11 protein-coding genes and 1 pseudogene are annotated in these 18,354 nt (G+C 57.0%); 1 reads left to right on the forward strand and 11 read right to left on the reverse strand.

Annotation, left to right across the window (positions count from 1 at the left end; all coding sequences use genetic code 11):
• Positions 1-164: 164 nt before the first annotated feature.
• The 11 genes and pseudogenes from der to F3I20_RS23170 form a co-directional block, all read right to left on the reverse strand.
• Positions 165-1,655 carry a ribosome biogenesis GTPase Der gene (der, locus tag F3I20_RS23120; protein WP_150012587.1) on the reverse strand — a complete coding sequence of 497 codons (1,491 nt, stop codon included), beginning with the start codon at positions 1,653-1,655 and terminating at the stop codon, positions 165-167.
• Between the two features lie 174 nt (positions 1,656-1,829).
• Complete coding sequence (gene bamB, locus F3I20_RS23125; RefSeq protein WP_150012589.1) at positions 1,830-3,011, reverse strand: outer membrane protein assembly factor BamB; 1,182 nt, start codon at positions 3,009-3,011, stop codon at positions 1,830-1,832.
• A gap of 19 nt (positions 3,012-3,030) precedes the next feature.
• Positions 3,031-3,648 carry a YfgM family protein gene (locus F3I20_RS23130; protein ID WP_150038708.1) on the reverse strand — a complete coding sequence of 206 codons (618 nt, stop codon included), beginning with the start codon at positions 3,646-3,648 and terminating at the stop codon, positions 3,031-3,033.
• A 39-nt stretch (positions 3,649-3,687) separates the two neighbouring features.
• Positions 3,688-4,962, reverse strand: coding sequence for a histidine--tRNA ligase (gene hisS, locus F3I20_RS23135; protein WP_150038706.1), 1,275 nt, complete (start codon positions 4,960-4,962; stop codon positions 3,688-3,690).
• Positions 4,963-5,067: 105 nt separating this feature from the next.
• Positions 5,068-6,189: a flavodoxin-dependent (E)-4-hydroxy-3-methylbut-2-enyl-diphosphate synthase gene (gene ispG, locus F3I20_RS23140; protein WP_150012595.1), complete on the reverse strand. Its 1,122-nt coding sequence runs from the start codon at positions 6,187-6,189 to the stop codon at positions 5,068-5,070.
• A gap of 37 nt (positions 6,190-6,226) precedes the next feature.
• Positions 6,227-7,249: a cytoskeleton protein RodZ gene (gene rodZ / locus F3I20_RS23145; protein WP_150012597.1), complete on the reverse strand. Its 1,023-nt coding sequence runs from the start codon at positions 7,247-7,249 to the stop codon at positions 6,227-6,229.
• Positions 7,239-7,973, reverse strand: coding sequence for a type IV pilus biogenesis/stability protein PilW (pilW, locus tag F3I20_RS23150; RefSeq protein WP_150038704.1), 735 nt, complete (start codon positions 7,971-7,973; stop codon positions 7,239-7,241). The genes rodZ and pilW overlap by 11 nt, the downstream gene beginning before the upstream one ends.
• Positions 7,974-8,053: 80 nt before the next feature.
• The gene (gene rlmN, locus F3I20_RS23155; protein ID WP_150038702.1) at positions 8,054-9,223 is read right to left on the reverse strand and encodes a dual-specificity RNA methyltransferase RlmN; all 1,170 of its coding nucleotides are present in this window, start codon (positions 9,221-9,223) and stop codon (positions 8,054-8,056) included.
• A 186-nt stretch (positions 9,224-9,409) separates the two neighbouring features.
• On the reverse strand, positions 9,410-9,841 hold the full coding sequence (ndk, locus tag F3I20_RS23160) for a nucleoside-diphosphate kinase (protein WP_003848684.1): 432 nt from the start codon (positions 9,839-9,841) through the stop codon (positions 9,410-9,412).
• Between the two features lie 175 nt (positions 9,842-10,016).
• Complete coding sequence (gene pbpC / locus F3I20_RS23165) at positions 10,017-12,341, reverse strand: peptidoglycan glycosyltransferase PbpC (RefSeq protein ID WP_150038700.1); 2,325 nt, start codon at positions 12,339-12,341, stop codon at positions 10,017-10,019.
• 12 nt (positions 12,342-12,353) lie between these two features.
• Positions 12,354-17,138, reverse strand: a pseudogene (locus tag F3I20_RS23170) (alpha-2-macroglobulin family protein); the annotation flags it as partial.
• A 251-nt stretch (positions 17,139-17,389) separates the two neighbouring features.
• Between F3I20_RS23170 and sseA the strand changes: the two are divergent.
• Positions 17,390-18,232, forward strand: coding sequence for a 3-mercaptopyruvate sulfurtransferase (gene sseA, locus F3I20_RS23175; protein ID WP_150038696.1), 843 nt, complete (start codon positions 17,390-17,392; stop codon positions 18,230-18,232).
• Positions 18,233-18,354: the final 122 nt, after the last annotated feature.

The raw sequence follows: 18,354 nt of genomic DNA on the forward strand, positions 1-18,354 counted from the left end.
CAACCTGCTCAACGACAGCCAGTTTAAAAGACAGAGAGTAATCGCGTTGTGTACGTTTAACATACTGTTTCATCACATTCTCCTGAAAACACCGGGTAAATGTGTCAACGCTATTCAGGACGGGTCAAGCGCAAAAAAAAGAGGGCCAGATGGCCCTCATTTTATTAACGCTTATTCTTTTTCATATGCGCCATCAGACGCTTACGTTTACGCTGCTGCGTTGGTGTCAGCAGGTTACGTTTGCCTTCATAAGGGTTATCACCCTCTTTGAACTGAATGCGAATTGGCGTTCCCATCACGTTAAGTGATTTACGGAAATAGTTCATCAGGTAGCGTTTATAAGAATCAGGCAGATCCTTAACCTGGTTACCGTGAATCACCACGATAGGCGGGTTATAGCCACCAGCATGCGCGTATTTAAGCTTAACGCGACGACCGCGTACCAGCGGCGGCTGGTGATCGTCTGCCGCCATGTTCATGATGCGGGTCAGCAGCGAGGTGTTTACGCGTCGGGTCGAACAGTCATAGGCTTCCGTGATCGACTCAAACAGATTACCTACGCCGCTCCCGTGCAGCGCAGAGATAAAGTGAATGCGGGCAAAATCGATAAAGCCCAGACGGAAATCCAGCGTCTCTTTCACTTCATCACGCACTTCCTGCGACAGGCCATCCCATTTGTTGACTACAATCACCAGCGAGCGACCACTGTTAAGAATGAAGCCCAGCAGCGAGAGATCCTGATCGGAAATACCGGCATGGGCATCAATCACCAGCATTACGACGTTGGCATCTTCAATCGCCTGCAGCGTCTTGATTACCGAGAATTTCTCAACGGTGTCAGAGATTTTGGCACGCTTGCGCACGCCTGCGGTGTCGATCAGAACGTATTCACGTCCATCACGCTCCATCGGAATATAGATGCTGTCACGGGTCGTGCCCGGCATGTCGTAGACCACCACGCGATCTTCGCCGAGGATTCGGTTAGTAAGCGTTGACTTACCTACGTTAGGACGGCCAACGATCGCCAGTTTGATTGGTAAGCCTGTCGGGTCGAAGTTTTCTTCTTCCTCTGCAGCTTCCTGCTCAGCAATCTCGTCAGCTTCAAGGGCAGCCCAGTAAGCCTGGTTCTCTTCTTCTTCAGTAAGCTCAACCGCCTCAACCTCTTCCATCCACGGCAGCAGTGCCTCTTCTATCAGGCTGGTCACACCACGACCATGTGAGGCTGCAATGGCATGAATCTCGCCCAGGCCCAGTGAATAGAAGTCGACGACCGCCTGATCCGGATCGAGTCCGTCAGTTTTGTTCGCCACCAGGAAGGTAGCTTTCTGACGGGAACGAAGATGCTTAGCGATTTGCTGATCGGCGGCCATCATGCCCGCACGCGCATCAACCATAAACAGCACAATATCGGCTTCTTCGATAGCCAGCAGTGACTGTTCGGCCATCCGCGTTTCAACACCTTCTTCGGTGCCGTCGATACCACCGGTATCAATAACAATAAATTCGCGCCCTTCCACTTCGGCGCGACCATATTTGCGATCGCGAGTCAGTCCAGGAAAATCCGCTACCAGCGCATCACGTGTGCGGGTTAAGCGGTTAAATAGCGTAGATTTTCCCACATTGGGACGCCCAACCAGCGCGACCACAGGTACCATAACAAAATGCCTCAATAAATAATTAATCGCCCGAATGGCGTGATTATAACGGCTCTGGCCATTAAGTTCAGGCTTAAGGCGCAAAGAATACCATGCCTGACTAAAAACGAAACGGCCCCTGATTAAATCAGGAGCCGTCGGAACGGAGGATTTCACCTGCCAGACGTTGACCCGTTAACGGGTAATTGCATAAACCTCGCCGTCTTTCGACTGGATCAGCAGCTTATCGCTGGCGACCACTGGCTCGGTCTGGAAGCCTGAGCTATCCAGTTTTTGCTGTGCAACAAAACGACCATCAGTGGTGTTCAGCCAGTGCAGATAACCTTCGCTGTCGCCGACCACCAGGTAGCCGTTGTAAAGCACCGGAGAAGTCAGGTTGCGATGCAGCAGATCGCTTTGACGCCAGATGGCAACACCGCCGTCAGCGTTCAGCGCAATCACGCGGTCATCCTGATCGACCAGATAGATGCGACCAGCATCGACAATCAGATCTTTCACACCGCCAATTTCACGTTTCCACAAAATCTGGCCAGAGCGCAGATCCAGCGCCGACAGGTTACCGTTGTAAGCGAGTGCATACACTACGCCATTCACGATAACCGGTGTGGTATCGACGTCGTTAAGACGGTCAATCTCAGTGGCACCACTAACCTGAGAAATACGCTGCTGCCAGATCAGCTGTCCCTGGTTCATCACTACAGCGCTAACGCGACCGTTGTCACCACCGACAATTGCGCCACCAAAAGCGACAGCAGGTGCAGATTCACCGCGCAGAGACAACGCAGGCATATCCAGGTTGACGCTCCACTTCACCGCACCGCTGCTCTGATCCAGTCCCTGCAGCATGCCGTTACTGGTATGCACCAGTACCAGACCATCGCTGACGACAGGACGAGACAGTGCTTCACCCGCGACGCTGGTCTGCCAGGCCAGGCTGCCATCGCTGCTGTTCAGGGCATAAACCTTGCCGCGCTCGCTGCCAACGTAAACCCGATCGCCATCAGCGGTCAGACCGCCTGATAACAGCGCTGAGCGGTTTTTCGAGAAGAAGCCGGTTCTCTCAGAGAGATCGACTTTCCATTTTTCTTTACCGTCTGCGGCATCCAGCGCTTTGACAATACCAAAACGATCGGCTGCAAAAACGGTGTTGTCCTGCCAGGCAGGATGCAGATTTGAGTAGAAGTCACCGACGCCATCGCCTACCGAGGTGTTCCACACTTTCTGTGGCGTGAACTGACTTTCCACCTTCGGCAACGGGGCCATTTTTACTACATCTTCTTCGCCGCTAAACAGCGAACAACCGCTGAGCAAAGTGACTGAAATCAGTCCCGGCAGCAGGTATTTACGTAATTCCATGCGCTCTCTCTTGACTGGCTTAGCTTAAGTTATTCATCTTCATCTGCATCATTTGCTTCAATGCCGGAGAGGCGTCAGATTCGACTCCTTTACTCCAGGCATCGCGCGCGCCCTGCTTGTCACCTTTAGTCAGCAGCGCTTCGCCGCGAATATCGGCCACAATGGCTGTCCAGCCATCACCCTTCACACCGTCAAGGGTTTTAAGCGCCGCATCCGCTTGATTCTGTTGCAGTTGAATGCGTGCCAGGCGCAGGTTAATCACCGCCTGCAGATTGGCATCTTTGGTATCTTTCAGTCCGTTTTGCAGCAGCGTTGCGGCCTTATCAAGCTGACCGGCGTCAACATACTGCTTCGCCAGATCCATCGCAGCCAGCGCACCATAAGTATTGCTGTTTTCACTGGCAAAACGGTTAACCGCTTCCAGCGTTTCCGGTTTACCCGCCTGCATGGCGGTGGTGAGCTGCTGATACTGGGCGGACACGGATTTCGCCGTATCATCCTGATGACTGCTCCAGTAACGCCAGCCACCCAGCGCAGCAATGCCGATGACTACGCCAATGGCTAACGCTTTGCCATTACTGGCAAAAAAGTTGCGCAGCGCGTCGGTCTGCTCGTTCTCATTGCTATACACTTCCACGCAATCCCTCTCCTTTCTATGGTTGGTGCTGTGTCACGCTTACTGTAACAGGGTGCGCAATACAGCAGCAGCCTCTGCCTGATCCAGCGTTTGCTGCTCGCCACGGCGCAGATCTTTAATCACGACCTGACCGGCTTTAACTTCATCTTCGCCTAACACCAGGGCAACGCGTGCGCCCCACTTGTCAGCACGGGCAAATTGCTTCTTAAAGTTGCCGCCGCCAAAGTTAGTCATCAGCCTCAGTTCCGGCGCTTCATCACGCAACTTCTCAGCCAGCTGCATCGCAGCAGACTGCACGCCCTGACCTGAAGCGATAACATAGACATCCACATTGCTCGTCGGTTCAAATTCAGGATTAACCGCCTGAACCAGCAGCACCAGACGCTCCATGCCCATGGCGAAACCCACGGCAGGTGTGGCACGACCACCAAGCTGCTCAACCAGACCATCATAGCGACCACCGCCACACACCGTGCCCTGTGAACCCAGGCTATCGGTAACCCACTCAATCACGGTGCGGTTGTAGTAATCCAGGCCGCGTACCAGACGCTGATTGACGGTGTAGCTGATGCCGGCGTCATCCAGCAGCGCACACAGGCCGCTGAAATGCTCGCGAGATTCGTCATCCAGATAGTCGCCAAGCTGTGGCGCTTCATTCAGCAGTTGCTGAACATCGGGATTTTTGCTGTCGAGAACGCGCATCGGGTTGCTGTACATGCGGCGTTTGCAATCCTCGTCCAGCACGTCTTTATGCTGCTCAAGGAAGGCGACCAGGGCGTCACGGTAATGCGCGCGCGCATCCAGTGAACCGATAGAGTTAAGTTCCAGGCGAACGTGCTCAGAGATACCCAGGGCTTTCCACCAGCGGGCATTCAGCATGATCAGTTCAGCATCAATATCCGGTCCCTGCAGACCAAACACTTCCACGCCAATCTGATAGAACTGACGATAGCGGCCTTTCTGCGGACGCTCATAGCGGAACATGGGTCCCATGTACCACAGGCGCTGTTCCTGGTTGTAGAGTAAACCGTGTTCGATACCGGCACGTACGCAGCCCGCCGTGCCTTCCGGACGCAGCGTCAGGCTTTCACCATTGCGGTCATCAAAGGTATACATCTCTTTTTCAACCACATCGGTGACTTCACCGATGGCGCGTTTAAACAGTGGGGTTTGCTCTACCAGCGGTAAGCGAATTTCGCTGTAACCGTAGCTCGCCAGCGTCTGCTTGAGAACGCCTTCAATCCGTTGCCAGAGGGCAGTATCCGCAGGCAGGTAGTCGTTCATCCCGCGAATTGCCTGAATATTCTTCGCCACGTTAAAATCTCTTAATGCAAAAAAACCTGTCCGGCATCATACCTTATGAGGATGAAACCGCACAGGTTCAGTCAAAAAAGTCACGTACGCAGGCCGCGCACGCCATTATTTTTCCAGATGCTGCACATCAATACGGCGGCTGGCATCCAGCATCGACGCTTTGGCACGAATGCGCGCTTCCAGCTGATCGATCATGTCATTGTTGTCGAGACGATCGCGCTGACGCACACCATCTTCGTAGAAACCACTCTTCTTGCTGCCGCCAGTCACGCCCAGCGTAGAGAGGGTCGCCTCGCCCGGTCCGTTAACCACACAGCCGATAATGGAGACGTCCATCGGCGTGATCAGATCTTCCAGACGCTGCTCCAGCGCGTTGACCGTACCGATGACGTCAAATTCCTGACGTGAGCAGGTCGGACAGGCGATGAAGTTGATACCACGAGAACGAATGCGCAATGACTTCAGGATATCAAAACCGACTTTGACTTCTTCAACCGGATCGGCCGCCAGTGAGATGCGCAACGTATCGCCGATCCCTTCTGACAGCAGCAGCCCCAGGCCAATCGCCGATTTCACTGCGCCCGCACGCGCGCCACCCGCTTCAGTGATGCCGAGATGCAGAGGCTGTTCGATCTGTTTCGCCAGCAGGCGATAAGATTCAACCGCGAGGAAGACGTCAGACGCTTTTACGCTGACTTTGAATTGGTCGAAGTTAAGACGGTCGAGATGATCGACATGGCGCATAGCGGATTCCAGCAGCGCCTGTGGCGTCGGCTCGCCATACTTTTCCTGCAGATCTTTTTCCAGCGAACCGGCATTCACGCCAATTCGAATCGGAATATTGTTGTCGCGTGCGCAGTCGACCACCATACGGATGCGCTCATTGTTCCCGATGTTACCGGGATTGATGCGCAGGCAGTCGACGCCATATTCGGCGACTTTCAGGGCGATGCGGTAGTCAAAATGAATATCTGCAACCAGCGGGACGTTCACCTGCTGTTTGATCAGCCTGAACGCTTCTGCGGCATCCATGGTCGGCACCGAGACACGAACGATGTCGACACCGACGCGTTCAAGGGCTTTGATCTGATTTACCGTCGCTTCCACGTCAGTGGTGCGGGTGTTGGTCATCGACTGTACGGCGATTGGCGCGCCGTCACCGACCGGCACCTTGCCGACGTAAATGCGTTTGGATTTACGGCGGATAATGGGTGCTTCGTTATGCATATTTCTTCTCCACAATTGCCCGGTACGCGATACGCTGTTATTGCGCACCCAACGTCAGGCGAGCAACCTGGTTATTACGGATAAAACGACTTAAATCAACGGGCTGATTCTGATATTGCACCTGAACCGCGGAAGGCGCGCCAATTTTCAGACGATACGGAGGCGTTCCTGCGAGGCTGAGTTTACCACCACTGCGCTGAATACCGCTGAACAGTTTTTTGCCGGTCGCATCACTCACTTCCAGCCAGCAGTCGGCGTTAAAGGTCATGACCACTGCGTTAGGATCAGCAGCCGGTTCACTGACCGCGGCTGCGCCTACTGGCATCTGAGGTGATGTGCTGGTGCTGGTACCGGACTGGGTGGCTGCAGGCGCAGCCGCCGTGTTGTCTACAGGTGCCTGACTCGGCGACACCACCGCATTACTGTTGGTATCCTGCTGGGCGGCAGTCGCGCCATTGCTGGCGCTGGCGGCCGGAGCCGCACTCGCTGGCGTGCTGGCCGCACTGTTATCACTGGTCGTGGTGTTACTTTCGTCAGGCGCAGCAGGTGCCGCGCTGTCACCGCTGGTCTCGCCCAGCGGAATCGACTGGCCGCTATCACCGCTGCTGCCGTTCTGATCGGTCATCGGCACCAGATCGTCCTGCGACGCTTTATGATTCTGCCACCACCAGGCGCCGGTCAGTCCCACCACCACAAACACCACCAGCCAGGTGAAAATCATCAGCCAGCCGTCGCGTTTCTTGCGGCGCTTGCCCAGTGAGAAACTTTGCATCGGTTCGATTTTTGCAGCCCGAACCGGTGTCTGTTTCGCCATCATCGGCAGCAGTTCCTCTTCAGGAATGTGCACCAGACGCGCGTAAGAGCGAATGTAGCCGCGCAGGAACGTAGAGGCTAAATCGGCAGGCGATTTGTCTTCCTCAATGTCACGCACGGTGGTGAGTTTCAGGCACAGGCGCTCAGCGACGTTCTGCTGTGTCAGCCCCATCTGCTCACGGGCCAGACGCAGGCGTTCACCTGTTGAATGTAATGCAGAGTTTTCTTGAGTGGCTTCAGTATTCATTAGCTAAATAACGCTGGTACTGTATCGATTGCGGAAAACGTCGCGCTAACTGGTCGCCATAACGTGAAACGTCAGCGGCATTTCCCTGTAGCGCGGCGAAACGTAAGTGTAACGCCAGACTTCGTGCCGTTTCGGGCAGCTGTTGCTGGTAAACGTCGAGCAAAACCTGCACCTTTGCCAGCTGGTTATCCGTCATCAGCTTTTCAGCTTCCGACAGCAGCGAATCCGCTTTGCGTCTGTCGGCCTCAAGGGCCTGGCGTAACGCCCTGCGGGCAGCGTCAACATCGCCCGCCTGCAGATAACAAAACCCTGCCAGTTCACGCGCGTCATTGCGTGCATCAAACTGAGGTGCAGCGCCTGCCCGACTAAACTGTTGATGCGCTTCGTCATACTGCCTTAAAGCGCAGAGAAACGCACCGTAATTGTTAGCAACAAAACCATTATCCGGGGCCTGCTGCTGTGCCAGTATAAACCGTGCCTGCGCCGCTGTCTGATTACCCTGCCGCTGCGCCAGCCGTGCCAGTGCAAGCGAGACCCGGTAGTCCCTGGGCGCGGCGGCCTGTGCACGCAGAAAGTTTCGCTCAGCTGCGGCATAGTCTCCCCCGGCCAGGTAGTGCATCCCTAACTGCAGACGTACCTCTTCAGCGCCGGGATCGTACGGCTGGCTGACACACCCGCTTACAACAAACAGCGCCAGTAAAACTGCAGGTAATCCGTTACGCATTATCATTTCCATCCGGTTGACGTTGACAGGCTGCAGCCTGCCACGCGTCATCACTTCAGGAAACGCACTCTGTCACTCTTCTAGAGAGCCTTCACAGATATGGCTTCACCCGCCATTTTTTTACGCAGCGTTCGCTTGGTACGGTCGATGACTTCTCCGGCTAACTGACCACAGGCGGCATCAATATCGTCGCCACGGGTTTTACGCACGATGGTGGTAAAACCATAGTCCATCAGCACCTTGGAGAAACGATCGATGCGGCTGTTTGAGCTACGGCCATACGGCGCGCCCGGGAAGGGGTTCCACGGAATCAGGTTGATTTTACACGGAGTTTCTTTCAGTAATGCAGCAAGTTCATGCGCATCGTCGGTGCTGTCGTTGACATGATCCAGCAACACGTACTCAATGGTCACACGTCCCTGATTGGCGTTGGATTTACCAATGTAGCGTTTCACCGCCGCCAGGAAGGTTTCGATATTGTACTTTTTGTTGATCGGCACGATGTCATCGCGCAGCTTATCGTTCGGTGCATGCAGGGAAATGGCCAGCGCGACGTCAATCATATCGCCCAGTTTATCCAGCGCAGGCACGACACCTGAAGTAGAGAGGGTCACGCGACGCTTCGACAGACCAAAGCCGAAGTCATCCAGCATGATCTCCATCGCCGGGACCACGTTATTGAGGTTGAGCAGCGGCTCACCCATGCCCATCATCACCACGTTGGTGATAGGACGCTGGCCGGTGATTTTCGCTGCGCCGACAATTTTCGCCGCACGCCACACCTGACCAATAATTTCTGACACCCGCAGGTTACGGTTAAAACCCTGCTGTGCGGTCGAACAGAATTTACACTCCAGCGCACACCCCACCTGTGAAGAAACACAGAGCGTAGCGCGGTCGCCTTCCGGGATATAGACCGTTTCCACCAGTTGGTCACCGACACGAATGGCCCATTTGATGGTGCCGTCGGTAGAGCGCATCTCTTCCGCCACTTCTGGCGCGCGGATCTCCGCCAGCTCCATCAGCCGGTTACGCAGCTTTTTGTTGATGTCGGTCATCTGCTCGAAATCATCGCAGCAGTAGTGATAAATCCACTTCATGGCCTGATCGGCGCGGAACGGCTTTTCACCCAGCGACAGGAAGAATTCGCGCATCTGCTGACGGTTGAGATCCAGCAGGTTAATTTTCTGGCTTTTGGGGGAGACGACAATAGGGGATGCGGACGCGGACGTCACAATCTGTTCGGACATAATATTCTCTGGCCTCGTTGTTACACGTTATGGCGCTGTTCAGGGATAGGTGAAAAAATTGCGCCTTCATTAAGCGATGTCAATGAAGGCGCAATATTGTACAACATCTGCGGCCTGATAACAGACGGGAGTGACCTCCCCTACGCAGATTTTTGTAAAGCCGCTGTAACGTTTATCGCCGGGCGATTAACGGGTACGTGGGCAGATTTCGTTTTCGCCGAAGAAATAAGCGATTTCGCGGGCAGCGGATTCCGCAGAATCGGAACCGTGAGTCGCGTTTTCGGTGAAGCTGTCAGCGTAGTCAGCACGCAGTGTGCCAGCCAGTGCGTTTGCCGGGTTAGTGGCACCCATCAGGTCACGGTGACGCTGAACGGCGTTTTCACCTTCCAGCACGGAAACAACAACCGGGCCAGAGGTCATGAATTCAACCAGACCATCGAAGAATGGCTTGCCCTGGTGCTCAGCGTAAAAGCCTTCAGCCTGCTCTTTGCTCAGCTGCAGCATTTTTGCGCCAACGATTTTGAAGCCTGCGCTTTCAAAACGGTTGTAGATAGCACCAATCACATTTTTAGCGACGGCGTTTGGCTTGATGATAGAAAAAGTACGTTCGATTGCCATGATGACCTCTGTCTTGACGTTCTGAAGAAACCGGTGGCGTTCGCCCCGGTTAATAAACGGCGCAGATTATAGGGGCTGAGTCCGGCATTGCCTATCAGAGATCCCTAATTTGTTGAAAATTCTTGATCTGAGTCGAAGCGGACTCGCTTCAGTTATGATTTAGCATAAAAAACCATCATCCCCGACTGAAGGTGACCGAGACAAGCTGGCCCTCTTCATCCATTACCACCAACTGATACTCGCCCGGATGATCGAGATGCAGCGACATCTCTGCAGCTTTTTGCGTCATGAGAGGCTCACCGTTCAGGAACCACCACCGCTGCGCGCCCTGCCCTCCCTGCACCGCGACCGGGATCGTCAGCGCGCTATTGCCCGGCAGCGGCTTAACGATCTGCCCCTCAATGACGCCGGTGACGATCAGCGGTGCACTGCTGCCCTGCTGTAGCGGTGGACAGCGCGTATCAACAGGTGGCAGACGCTGCGTCCGCCGCTCCTGAGGCGGCAGCCAGGCTTCCAGCGGCAGCGGCCAGACCAGCCGTTCGTGACGGGTGGCACCGGAGCAGTCAGCGGCAACGCGCAGCCCCTGCGCATTCTGCCAGTAACTCAGGCGTAATCCGCTGAGGCTCTCCTGGCCGGGTGCCAGCAGCGTTGGCGGCAGCGTATCCGAGGCAACCCAGCTTTGCCGCCGCTGACGACAGTTTTCGTCTCCGGCGGGCAGCGGCTGACCACCAGGCCAGCAGATGGCCGCTACCGTGACCGAGGCCGGACGCGGATCGCCTGGCACGTCACGCCTGCCGAGCCGGCTCATCAGCACGCTGTTAATCTGATTCATGATCGGCACAGCAGAGGCGAAACCAAACTGACCGGCAACCGGGGTGGCATCCGGTCGCCCGACCCAGACGCCAATCAGATAGCGGGGATTGATACCCACCGACCAGGCGTCGCGATAGCCGTAGCTGGTACCGGTCTTCCAGGCCAGCGGCACCACGTCGGGTACGCTGCCATTACCGGCAGGCTGCGCTTCGCCGGCCAGGATACGCCGGATAATCCACGCCGATTCCTTTGATAACAGCGGTCGCTGCTGCAACGGTTGATTGGGCATCCAGCGCAGCTGAGCGGCATTGCCGTGACGGGCAAAGGCGCTGTAAGCCGCGACAATGTCATCCATGCGTGCCCCGGTACCGCCGAGAATCAGCGAAAGATTCGGTTCAGCGCCAGGCGGAAAACGTAAATTCAGACCCACATTGCGCAGACGCGCCGCGACGTTTTTCGGTCCCAGCGCCTCCAGCAGCTGAACGGCGGGCAGATTCAGGGAGCGCACCAGCGCATCGCTGGCGCTGACAGGTCCGTGAAAGCCGGTATCAAAATTGCCGGGCCGGTAATCACCAAAGCGACGCGGCACATCCTGCAGCAGCGATTCGGCATGAATCAGTCCCTCGTCCAGCGCCATGCCGTAGACAAAGGGTTTTAACACCGAACCTGGCGAGCGCACGCTGGCGATCATATCCACATGACCAAAACGGCTGTCATCGGTAAAGTCAGCCGAGCCGACATAGCCGCGAACCGCCATGTTGGTGTGATCCACCACCAGCATGGCCATTGAGGTGCGCGGCGGCAGCTGGTTTTTAACGTTCAGCGCCAGGCTCTCCAGTTCGCGCTGCAGTGAAGGATCGAGCGTAGAGACAATCTTATCGCTGCGGCTGATCGACAGCAGCCGCCGGGCCAGCAGCGGTGCCATCTGCGGCATCTGACGCGGTGGCAGCCATACCGGCTCCTGACGGATTTCCGCCACCTGTTCCGCGGACCAGATGCGGTATTCCGCCAGCCGATCCAGCACTTTATTGCGTGCGGCTTCTGCCCGCTCAGGCCAGCGATCGGGCCGCAGTCGGCTGGGTGCCTGCGGCAAAACGGCCAGCAGCGCCGCCTCGCCCGGTGTCAGCTGCGATGGGGCTTTTCCCAGCCAGCTCCAGCTTGCCGCGCCCACCCCTTCCAGCGTGCCGCCAAAGGGTGCACGATTAAGGTAGAGCGTCAGGATGTCTCGTTTGGAAAGGTGCCACTCCAGCTGCAACGCCCGCCACGCCTGAATCAGCTTGCCCCGTAACGTGCGGGGTTGCGGGTCGATAAGGCGCGCCACCTGCATAGTCAGGGTGCTGCCGCCGGAAATCACGCTCTGATGGCGCAAATCCTGCCAGGCCGCACGCAGCAGCGCCAGGGGATTGATGCCGGGGTGATACCAGAACCAGCGATCTTCGTAGGTGAGCAACGCCTGCAGATAGGCCGGTGCCACCTCCTCTGGCGTGACCGGATAGCGCCAGATACCGTTGCTGTCAGCGAAGCGCCACAGCGGCGTGCCGTCGCTGGCAACGATCACCCGCGCAGGCTGCACCTGTTTAAGCGGCAGCGGGAACAGCCGATCCAGTCCCCACGTCGCCAGCCATAACGCCAGAAAAAAAAGCGGCAGCGTGAGCCACCACTTTTTAAGGGTGCGAGGTTTTAACACGCGTCGCGTCACTTACTGAATATGCAACTGCGGCGGCGTGCTGCCGGTGGCGCGCCACTCTGGCACATACATCGACTCGACCTGGGGAGGCGGCACCAGGAAGCAACCCGGCGTGACCGTGCGCGCCAGATAGACCAGCGTTGCGGGACGATAAGTATCCACCGCCAGCGCCGCGACAAAGCGATCGTCGCGGAACTCAATGTGCTTAATGTCCGCCTGCTGCATGTCGCCCATGCTCTCCTTCAGCGCATCCGCACTGTCACCGAGGCTGGCGCTGCTGTCGGCCAGATTCTGGTTTTCCAGCTCCAGACCGGCAGGCAGCAGATCCACCACCAGCGCATCGCTGATGCTGCGCTTTGACGAAACGGTCAGACGCACCACCAGCAGTTCCCCGCTGCGCAGATTACTGAGATCGGCGGCTTTGCCATCCAGGGTGAAGTATTCACGTTTTATCCCGAGCACATTGCTCTCCGGCTGAGGCGCGGTCAGCGGATAGCCTGTTATATCCAGACGACCATACAGCGGCGCACTGCCCGGATTACGGATGGCTAAGCCCTGTAACAAGCGTTCAGCCGCCAGCCCTTTATTCAGCGGCGCATCGCCCTGCAGGGGTTCTGAACTACCCGAAAGCAGCGCCTGCCAGCTTCTGCCCTGCGCACGTTGCAGAGTGTGTGCTGCCAGATAAAGTGCGTTATTTTCCTGAGTCGAGAACCAGCGTTTGCCGTTGACCTCTTTGGACAGGGACAGCAGCAGACTGTTTTGCACATCCGGCTGCAGCTGATTTTCTGCTAACAGGGCAATCATCATCCCCTGATCGCGCACCGTGCTGCCGTAGTCGCCATACCACTCTTTGTCCGAACGCGTCAGCGTAGCTCCCTGCATGATCGCCTGCTGTGCACGCTGCCCGTCACCCATCAGCTTCAGCGCGACGCCAAGCTGCATCAGCGCCAGGCCGGAGCGGGACTTCTCACGTTGCTGATACAAGGCGCGCAGCGCACCCAGCGGGGCGCGTTGCTGACGCGCCAGCACCAGTCCGGCGTAAGCCTGTACGCTGAACTGCAGCGCGGCGTTGTTATCACCGCCGCTAATCTGCGAGGGATCCTGCAGATAACGCAGCAGTCGAGCATTAGCGCGCTCCACCACATTATCCGGCAGCGCATAACCCGCCTCGCTGGCGCGCAGCAGAAAATCCGTCACGTAAGGTGTCAGCCAGAACTCCTCTTCACTCTGTTTATCCCACAGCCCGAAGCTGCCGTTAGCGCGCTGCATCCCGGCAAGACGGGCAATGCCGGTGTCGACGGCGGCTCGTCGTGCTTCATCGCTGCTGGTTTTAATGCCCATCGCGGTCAGCTCAGCATGACTGGTATAGAGCGAAGGCCAGAGCCCGCTGGTAGTCTGCTCCAGACAGCCGTAGGGATAGGCATAAAGCGCACTGATATAGCTGGCGATGTTCAGCGGCGGACGATTGCTCAGCGTCAGCTGGCCGCTCAGGGTTTGTGCATCCAACCCCGTCAGCGCCTCCGCCGCGATCTCCCAGGGCCGATCGGGACTGATCACGGCATCAAAGTTCAGCGTCTGCGCCGGATAAGGCGGTCTGACGCCAATTTTCCACTGCTGTCTGCCGGGCTTCACCTGCTCACCCGGCAGGTTCAGACCGGAAATCTGCACGGTAACCTCGCCATCACCAAAGCCCGTTTTCGCCGTGACCGGAATCTGCAACGTGGTGCGTGCACCTTTGGCCAGCGTCACGCTCTGGCTGGCAGCACCGGCCAAATCCACCAGGCCGCTGCTGGAGAGATCCACCTTCAGGGTTTGCGGCAGATCGGTCAGGTTAGTGAGATCCAGTGCCAAGGATGCGGAATCGCCACTGGCAAGGAAACGCGGGGTCGCCAGCTCGCTGATCAGCGGTGCCGCGACCACCAGTTTGCGCTCTGCGGCACCGAAGCTGTCATCGCTCCAGGCCTGAGCCATCAGCCTGAGTTCACCGTTAAAAGCCGGGATCGGCAGCGTAATCGATCCGTTGCCCTCTTTATCCAGCGTCACCGCCTGTAACTGCTGCGCGACGATATTGACGTGCGTCACCGGTTTTTTACCACCGCGCGTCATCGATTCATCCTCGCCATCACCACCAAAACGCAGCGCCGCCACACGGCCACCGCCTTCGATCAACTGACCGAAAACGTCGTACTGATCGACGTTGTAGCGTTTACGTCCAAAGAAAGCCTGCCACGGATCGGGCGTTTTAAAATCCGTCACGCTCAGTACACCGCTATCCACGGCTGACAGCAGCACATTCACTTTTTCAGGCAGCGAACCGCCGTCACGACTGGCGTGAACATTGACCGTCAGGCGTTGCTCAGGACGGATTTTATCAGGTGCCGCAAGCGTCAGGTTTAAGCGACGTGCTTCGGTCGCCATCGGCAGGTGCAACAGCCCTACCGCGCGTTTGGGTGTGGCACCACTGACTTTATCGCCATCACGCACCACAATAGCGCTGAAGTAGAGATCGTGACGCCGCCAGCTCTCAGCTACCGGCACATCCACCGTGGTGCCGCCCTTTGGTACGGTCAGCGGCTGCCACCAGAGCGTGCCGCTGCTCGACTCTACCATCAGGTAGCCTTTACCGGCAGCCGGTGATTCGACCTGCAGCTGCACGGTGTCACCCGGCTGGTAAGCCGCTTTATCCAGCTTCAGTCTGACCTGATCGGGACGCAACGCACCCGTGCCGTTGGTGTTGTCCTGCCAGTCATAACCCGCCTGGAACCGCACGCTGCTGACGATCTTCTCGCCCGCCTGCACTTCCAGCCGGTAGTGGCCCCACTCGACCGGGAAGCTGACTTTAGTGCTGCCGTCAGCCGGGATTGAGATGGCGCGTTCATCTTCCTGCAGATCTTTGTCGCCGTACTGCGACTGCCAGCCTTCGCTGTCAGAGAAGCTCCAGTAGTAATCGCGGCGCTCACGGATCAGGCGCACATCCAGCCTGTCCGCTGCCAGTTTTTTGCCCTGACTGTTGGCATAAACAATGTCGAATTCGGCCAGGCTCTCTTCCGGCACGGTAGGCTCATCGTGATAGCGGTCACTGCGGTAGTCATAAACGGCTTTATTACCGAACAGCGGCCGGATACCCGGCAGGGCGTCAGCGGGCCAGATAGCCTGGGTAGCGCGACGGGTGACCGGTCGACCGCCTGTCTCAAGCAGGCTGGCCTGCAGGATCAGGTTGAGCGGGGAGTGCAGCTGATCCCATTGATTTTCTACCGTGAGCTGCGCTTTACCGCTGGCATCGAGCTTGAGGTCCACTTCATCCAGCGTGCGCTTTAATCCCTCTTCGGTGATGTCACCAAACTGGTAGCCTGGCAGTGCAGCCACGGCTTCGCGTGCGGGCCGCAGATAGAGTTGCCCCTGAAGCGTATTGCCCGCTGCGGGCGCGCCATAGAGGTAGCGACCTTCAATGCCGAACTCAACGCTGGCATCAGCAGGCTGCGGCTGAGGATCATTTTTCAGAGTTAATGCCATGCGCTCGGGCAGGAAATCCTCGACGTGGAATTTCCACTCGCGCTTGAGATTATCACCGGTATTGAGCCGAAGCATCCAGTCGCCGGTCATGGCGGACGCGGGCAGTGCCAGCCGCTGCTGGTAGAGTCCCGCTTCCGGCTGCCAGACAAAGGTCCGCGTCACCTGGCCGTCAGGCTGCACCAGTTCTGCTTTAATCGGCTGGGCGGGCAACGGACGTCCGTCGGCATCGCGCAGCAGCGCATTGACGATGACGATTTCGCCAGGCCGGTAGATATCACGTGGGCCAAAGACAAACAGCTGTTTGTCATAGCCCTGCGGTCCTGCAACCGGAAACTCAGCGAGATCCAGCGCTGGCCGCGTCAGGTCGATCATTGAGGTCTGCTCACCCTGCACGGCCAGCAGGATCTTGCCTTTTTCATCCGCCTTGAGGCGCAGATGACCGGTACTGTCACTGGTGCCGCTCTGCAGCACCTGCCCTTTATCATCCAGTAATCTGACGCTGACGTCGGAAAGCGGCTGGCCATTTGCCAGACTCTGGGCGAACAGTTCGAACTGAGCCGGGAAGCGGTGCAGTGACAGGCCAATATCGCTCAGGGTGAAGATCGTGGCGGGCTGGCTGTAGTGATAAGTCCCGGCCTGCTTCATGACGGCCAGATAGACGCCGGGCTGCTGAAGTGCGGTAATGTTACTCATCGACAGTTGCAACTTTTCACGGGTGTTACGCGCCGGATTAAGCTCAAAGCGTCCGGTATAGACCAGCTGGCTGCTTTTCAGCAGATCCTGTGACTGCCAGCTGGAGAGGTTATTGCCGTAATTCCACTGGGAGAGAAACTGGGCCAGGCCGGCATTCTTAATGCGGAAGAAATCAACATCAACCTGGTTAACATTTAGCGCCAGCACCGGCAGTCCCTGCGTGATACGCAGCGGCAGCAGCGATCCGCGACTGGCAAAGCCCACCATCGGCTGGATATCACTGGTGGCAATTTTCTGGCTGTAGTTGTCGACAAGTGTCTCACCGCTGGCCGCGCGCAGTCCTGCATCGACCGTGACGGTGAAATGACGGGATGGCTCGGGGTGACGGAAGCGCAACGTTTTGCGGTTAGCGGAAAGCTCCCAGCCGCCATCCACCCGGCCCTGTTTATCATCGGTCAGCCTGACTTTTTGCGCGATATCCTGTTTGTCATCCAGCGGCTGACTAAAGGTTAAGACCAGCGCAGCGGCACCGTCGATCTGCAGTTCCGAGAGATCGATAATCTTCAGCGGTTTGCTGACTTGTGTGGTTGCGGATATCTCCGCCGCCTGAAGAGGCAGAACAGGTAAAAGGGTCGCTGACAGCAGAGAGCCACCGATCAGCATGCTGAGCATTAGCCGGGGAGTGCGTTTCTTCATGGTAGTTCCTTCACCGGGACGCAGGGAGTGTCGTTTGATTACGCCGCGCAATTTCATATCAATGCTCGCATTTAATCAACGCTTCTCTTGAGATGGCGCGCACATTCCCTGACACTGGTATGACAGATTGCTGAGATGAGGTTGTTATGACGACGCCACTGTTTGTGTCCGCCGACTGGTTACAAGAGCACTACAACGATGAGCGGCTTCAGGTGCTGGATGCACGTCTGTTGCCACCCGGAATGGAAGCGGTTCGCAATGTCCAGGCTGAATATCTGGCGGGGCATTTACCCGACGCCCCTTACTTTGATATTGAAGCGCTTTCCGATCACACCAGCCCTTATCCGCATATGCTGCCGCGTGCCGAGACCTTTGCCGTCGCGATGCGCGAGCTGGGCGTGAGCAGTGATAAGCATCTGGTGGTCTATGACGAGGGTAACCTCTTTTCCGCGCCACGCGCCTGGTGGATGCTGAAAACCTTTGGCGTGGCTCAGGTGTCGATTCTGGCGGGTGGTTTGCAGGGCTGGAAAGAAGCCGGTTTTGCGCTCGCAACCGGCAACGTGAATCTCCCGGAAGGTGAGTTTGAAGCGAACGCGGATGAAAACCGGGTTAAACGCCTGACGGACGTGCTGCTGATCAGTCATGAAGGCGGCGCACAGATTGTTGATGCGCGAGCTGCTAATCGCTTTGACGCTGAAGTGGACGAACCGCGTCCCGGCCTGCATCGCGGACATATTCCCAACAGCCTGAATGTGCCGTGGAATACGCTTGTTGAGCAGGGAAAACTTAAGCCGGAAGCGGAGCTGCGCAGGCTGTTTGCCGACGCTGGCGTCGATATTACACAACCGGTGGTCGCCAGCTGTGGCTCAGGCGTAACGGCGGTGGTATTGATTCTGGCGCTGACGGCGCTGGGCGCTCGGGATGTCACGCTGTATGACGGATCCTGGGGCGAATGGGGCAGTCGCGACGACTTACCGATTGCGAAGTAAAAATCCGCCTTCATAGAAGGCGGCTTTGTTTTCCGCCCCATAGGGGCGTACTAAGTTCGGACTCTTAGAGCCCTCTCTTCACACCTCATGAAGCGACAGTTGTTTATCTTCAACTTCATGCT

This window comes from Candidatus Pantoea gossypiicola (genome assembly GCF_008632075.1).
Lineage (GTDB): Bacteria > Pseudomonadota > Gammaproteobacteria > Enterobacterales > Enterobacteriaceae > Pantoea > Pantoea gossypiicola.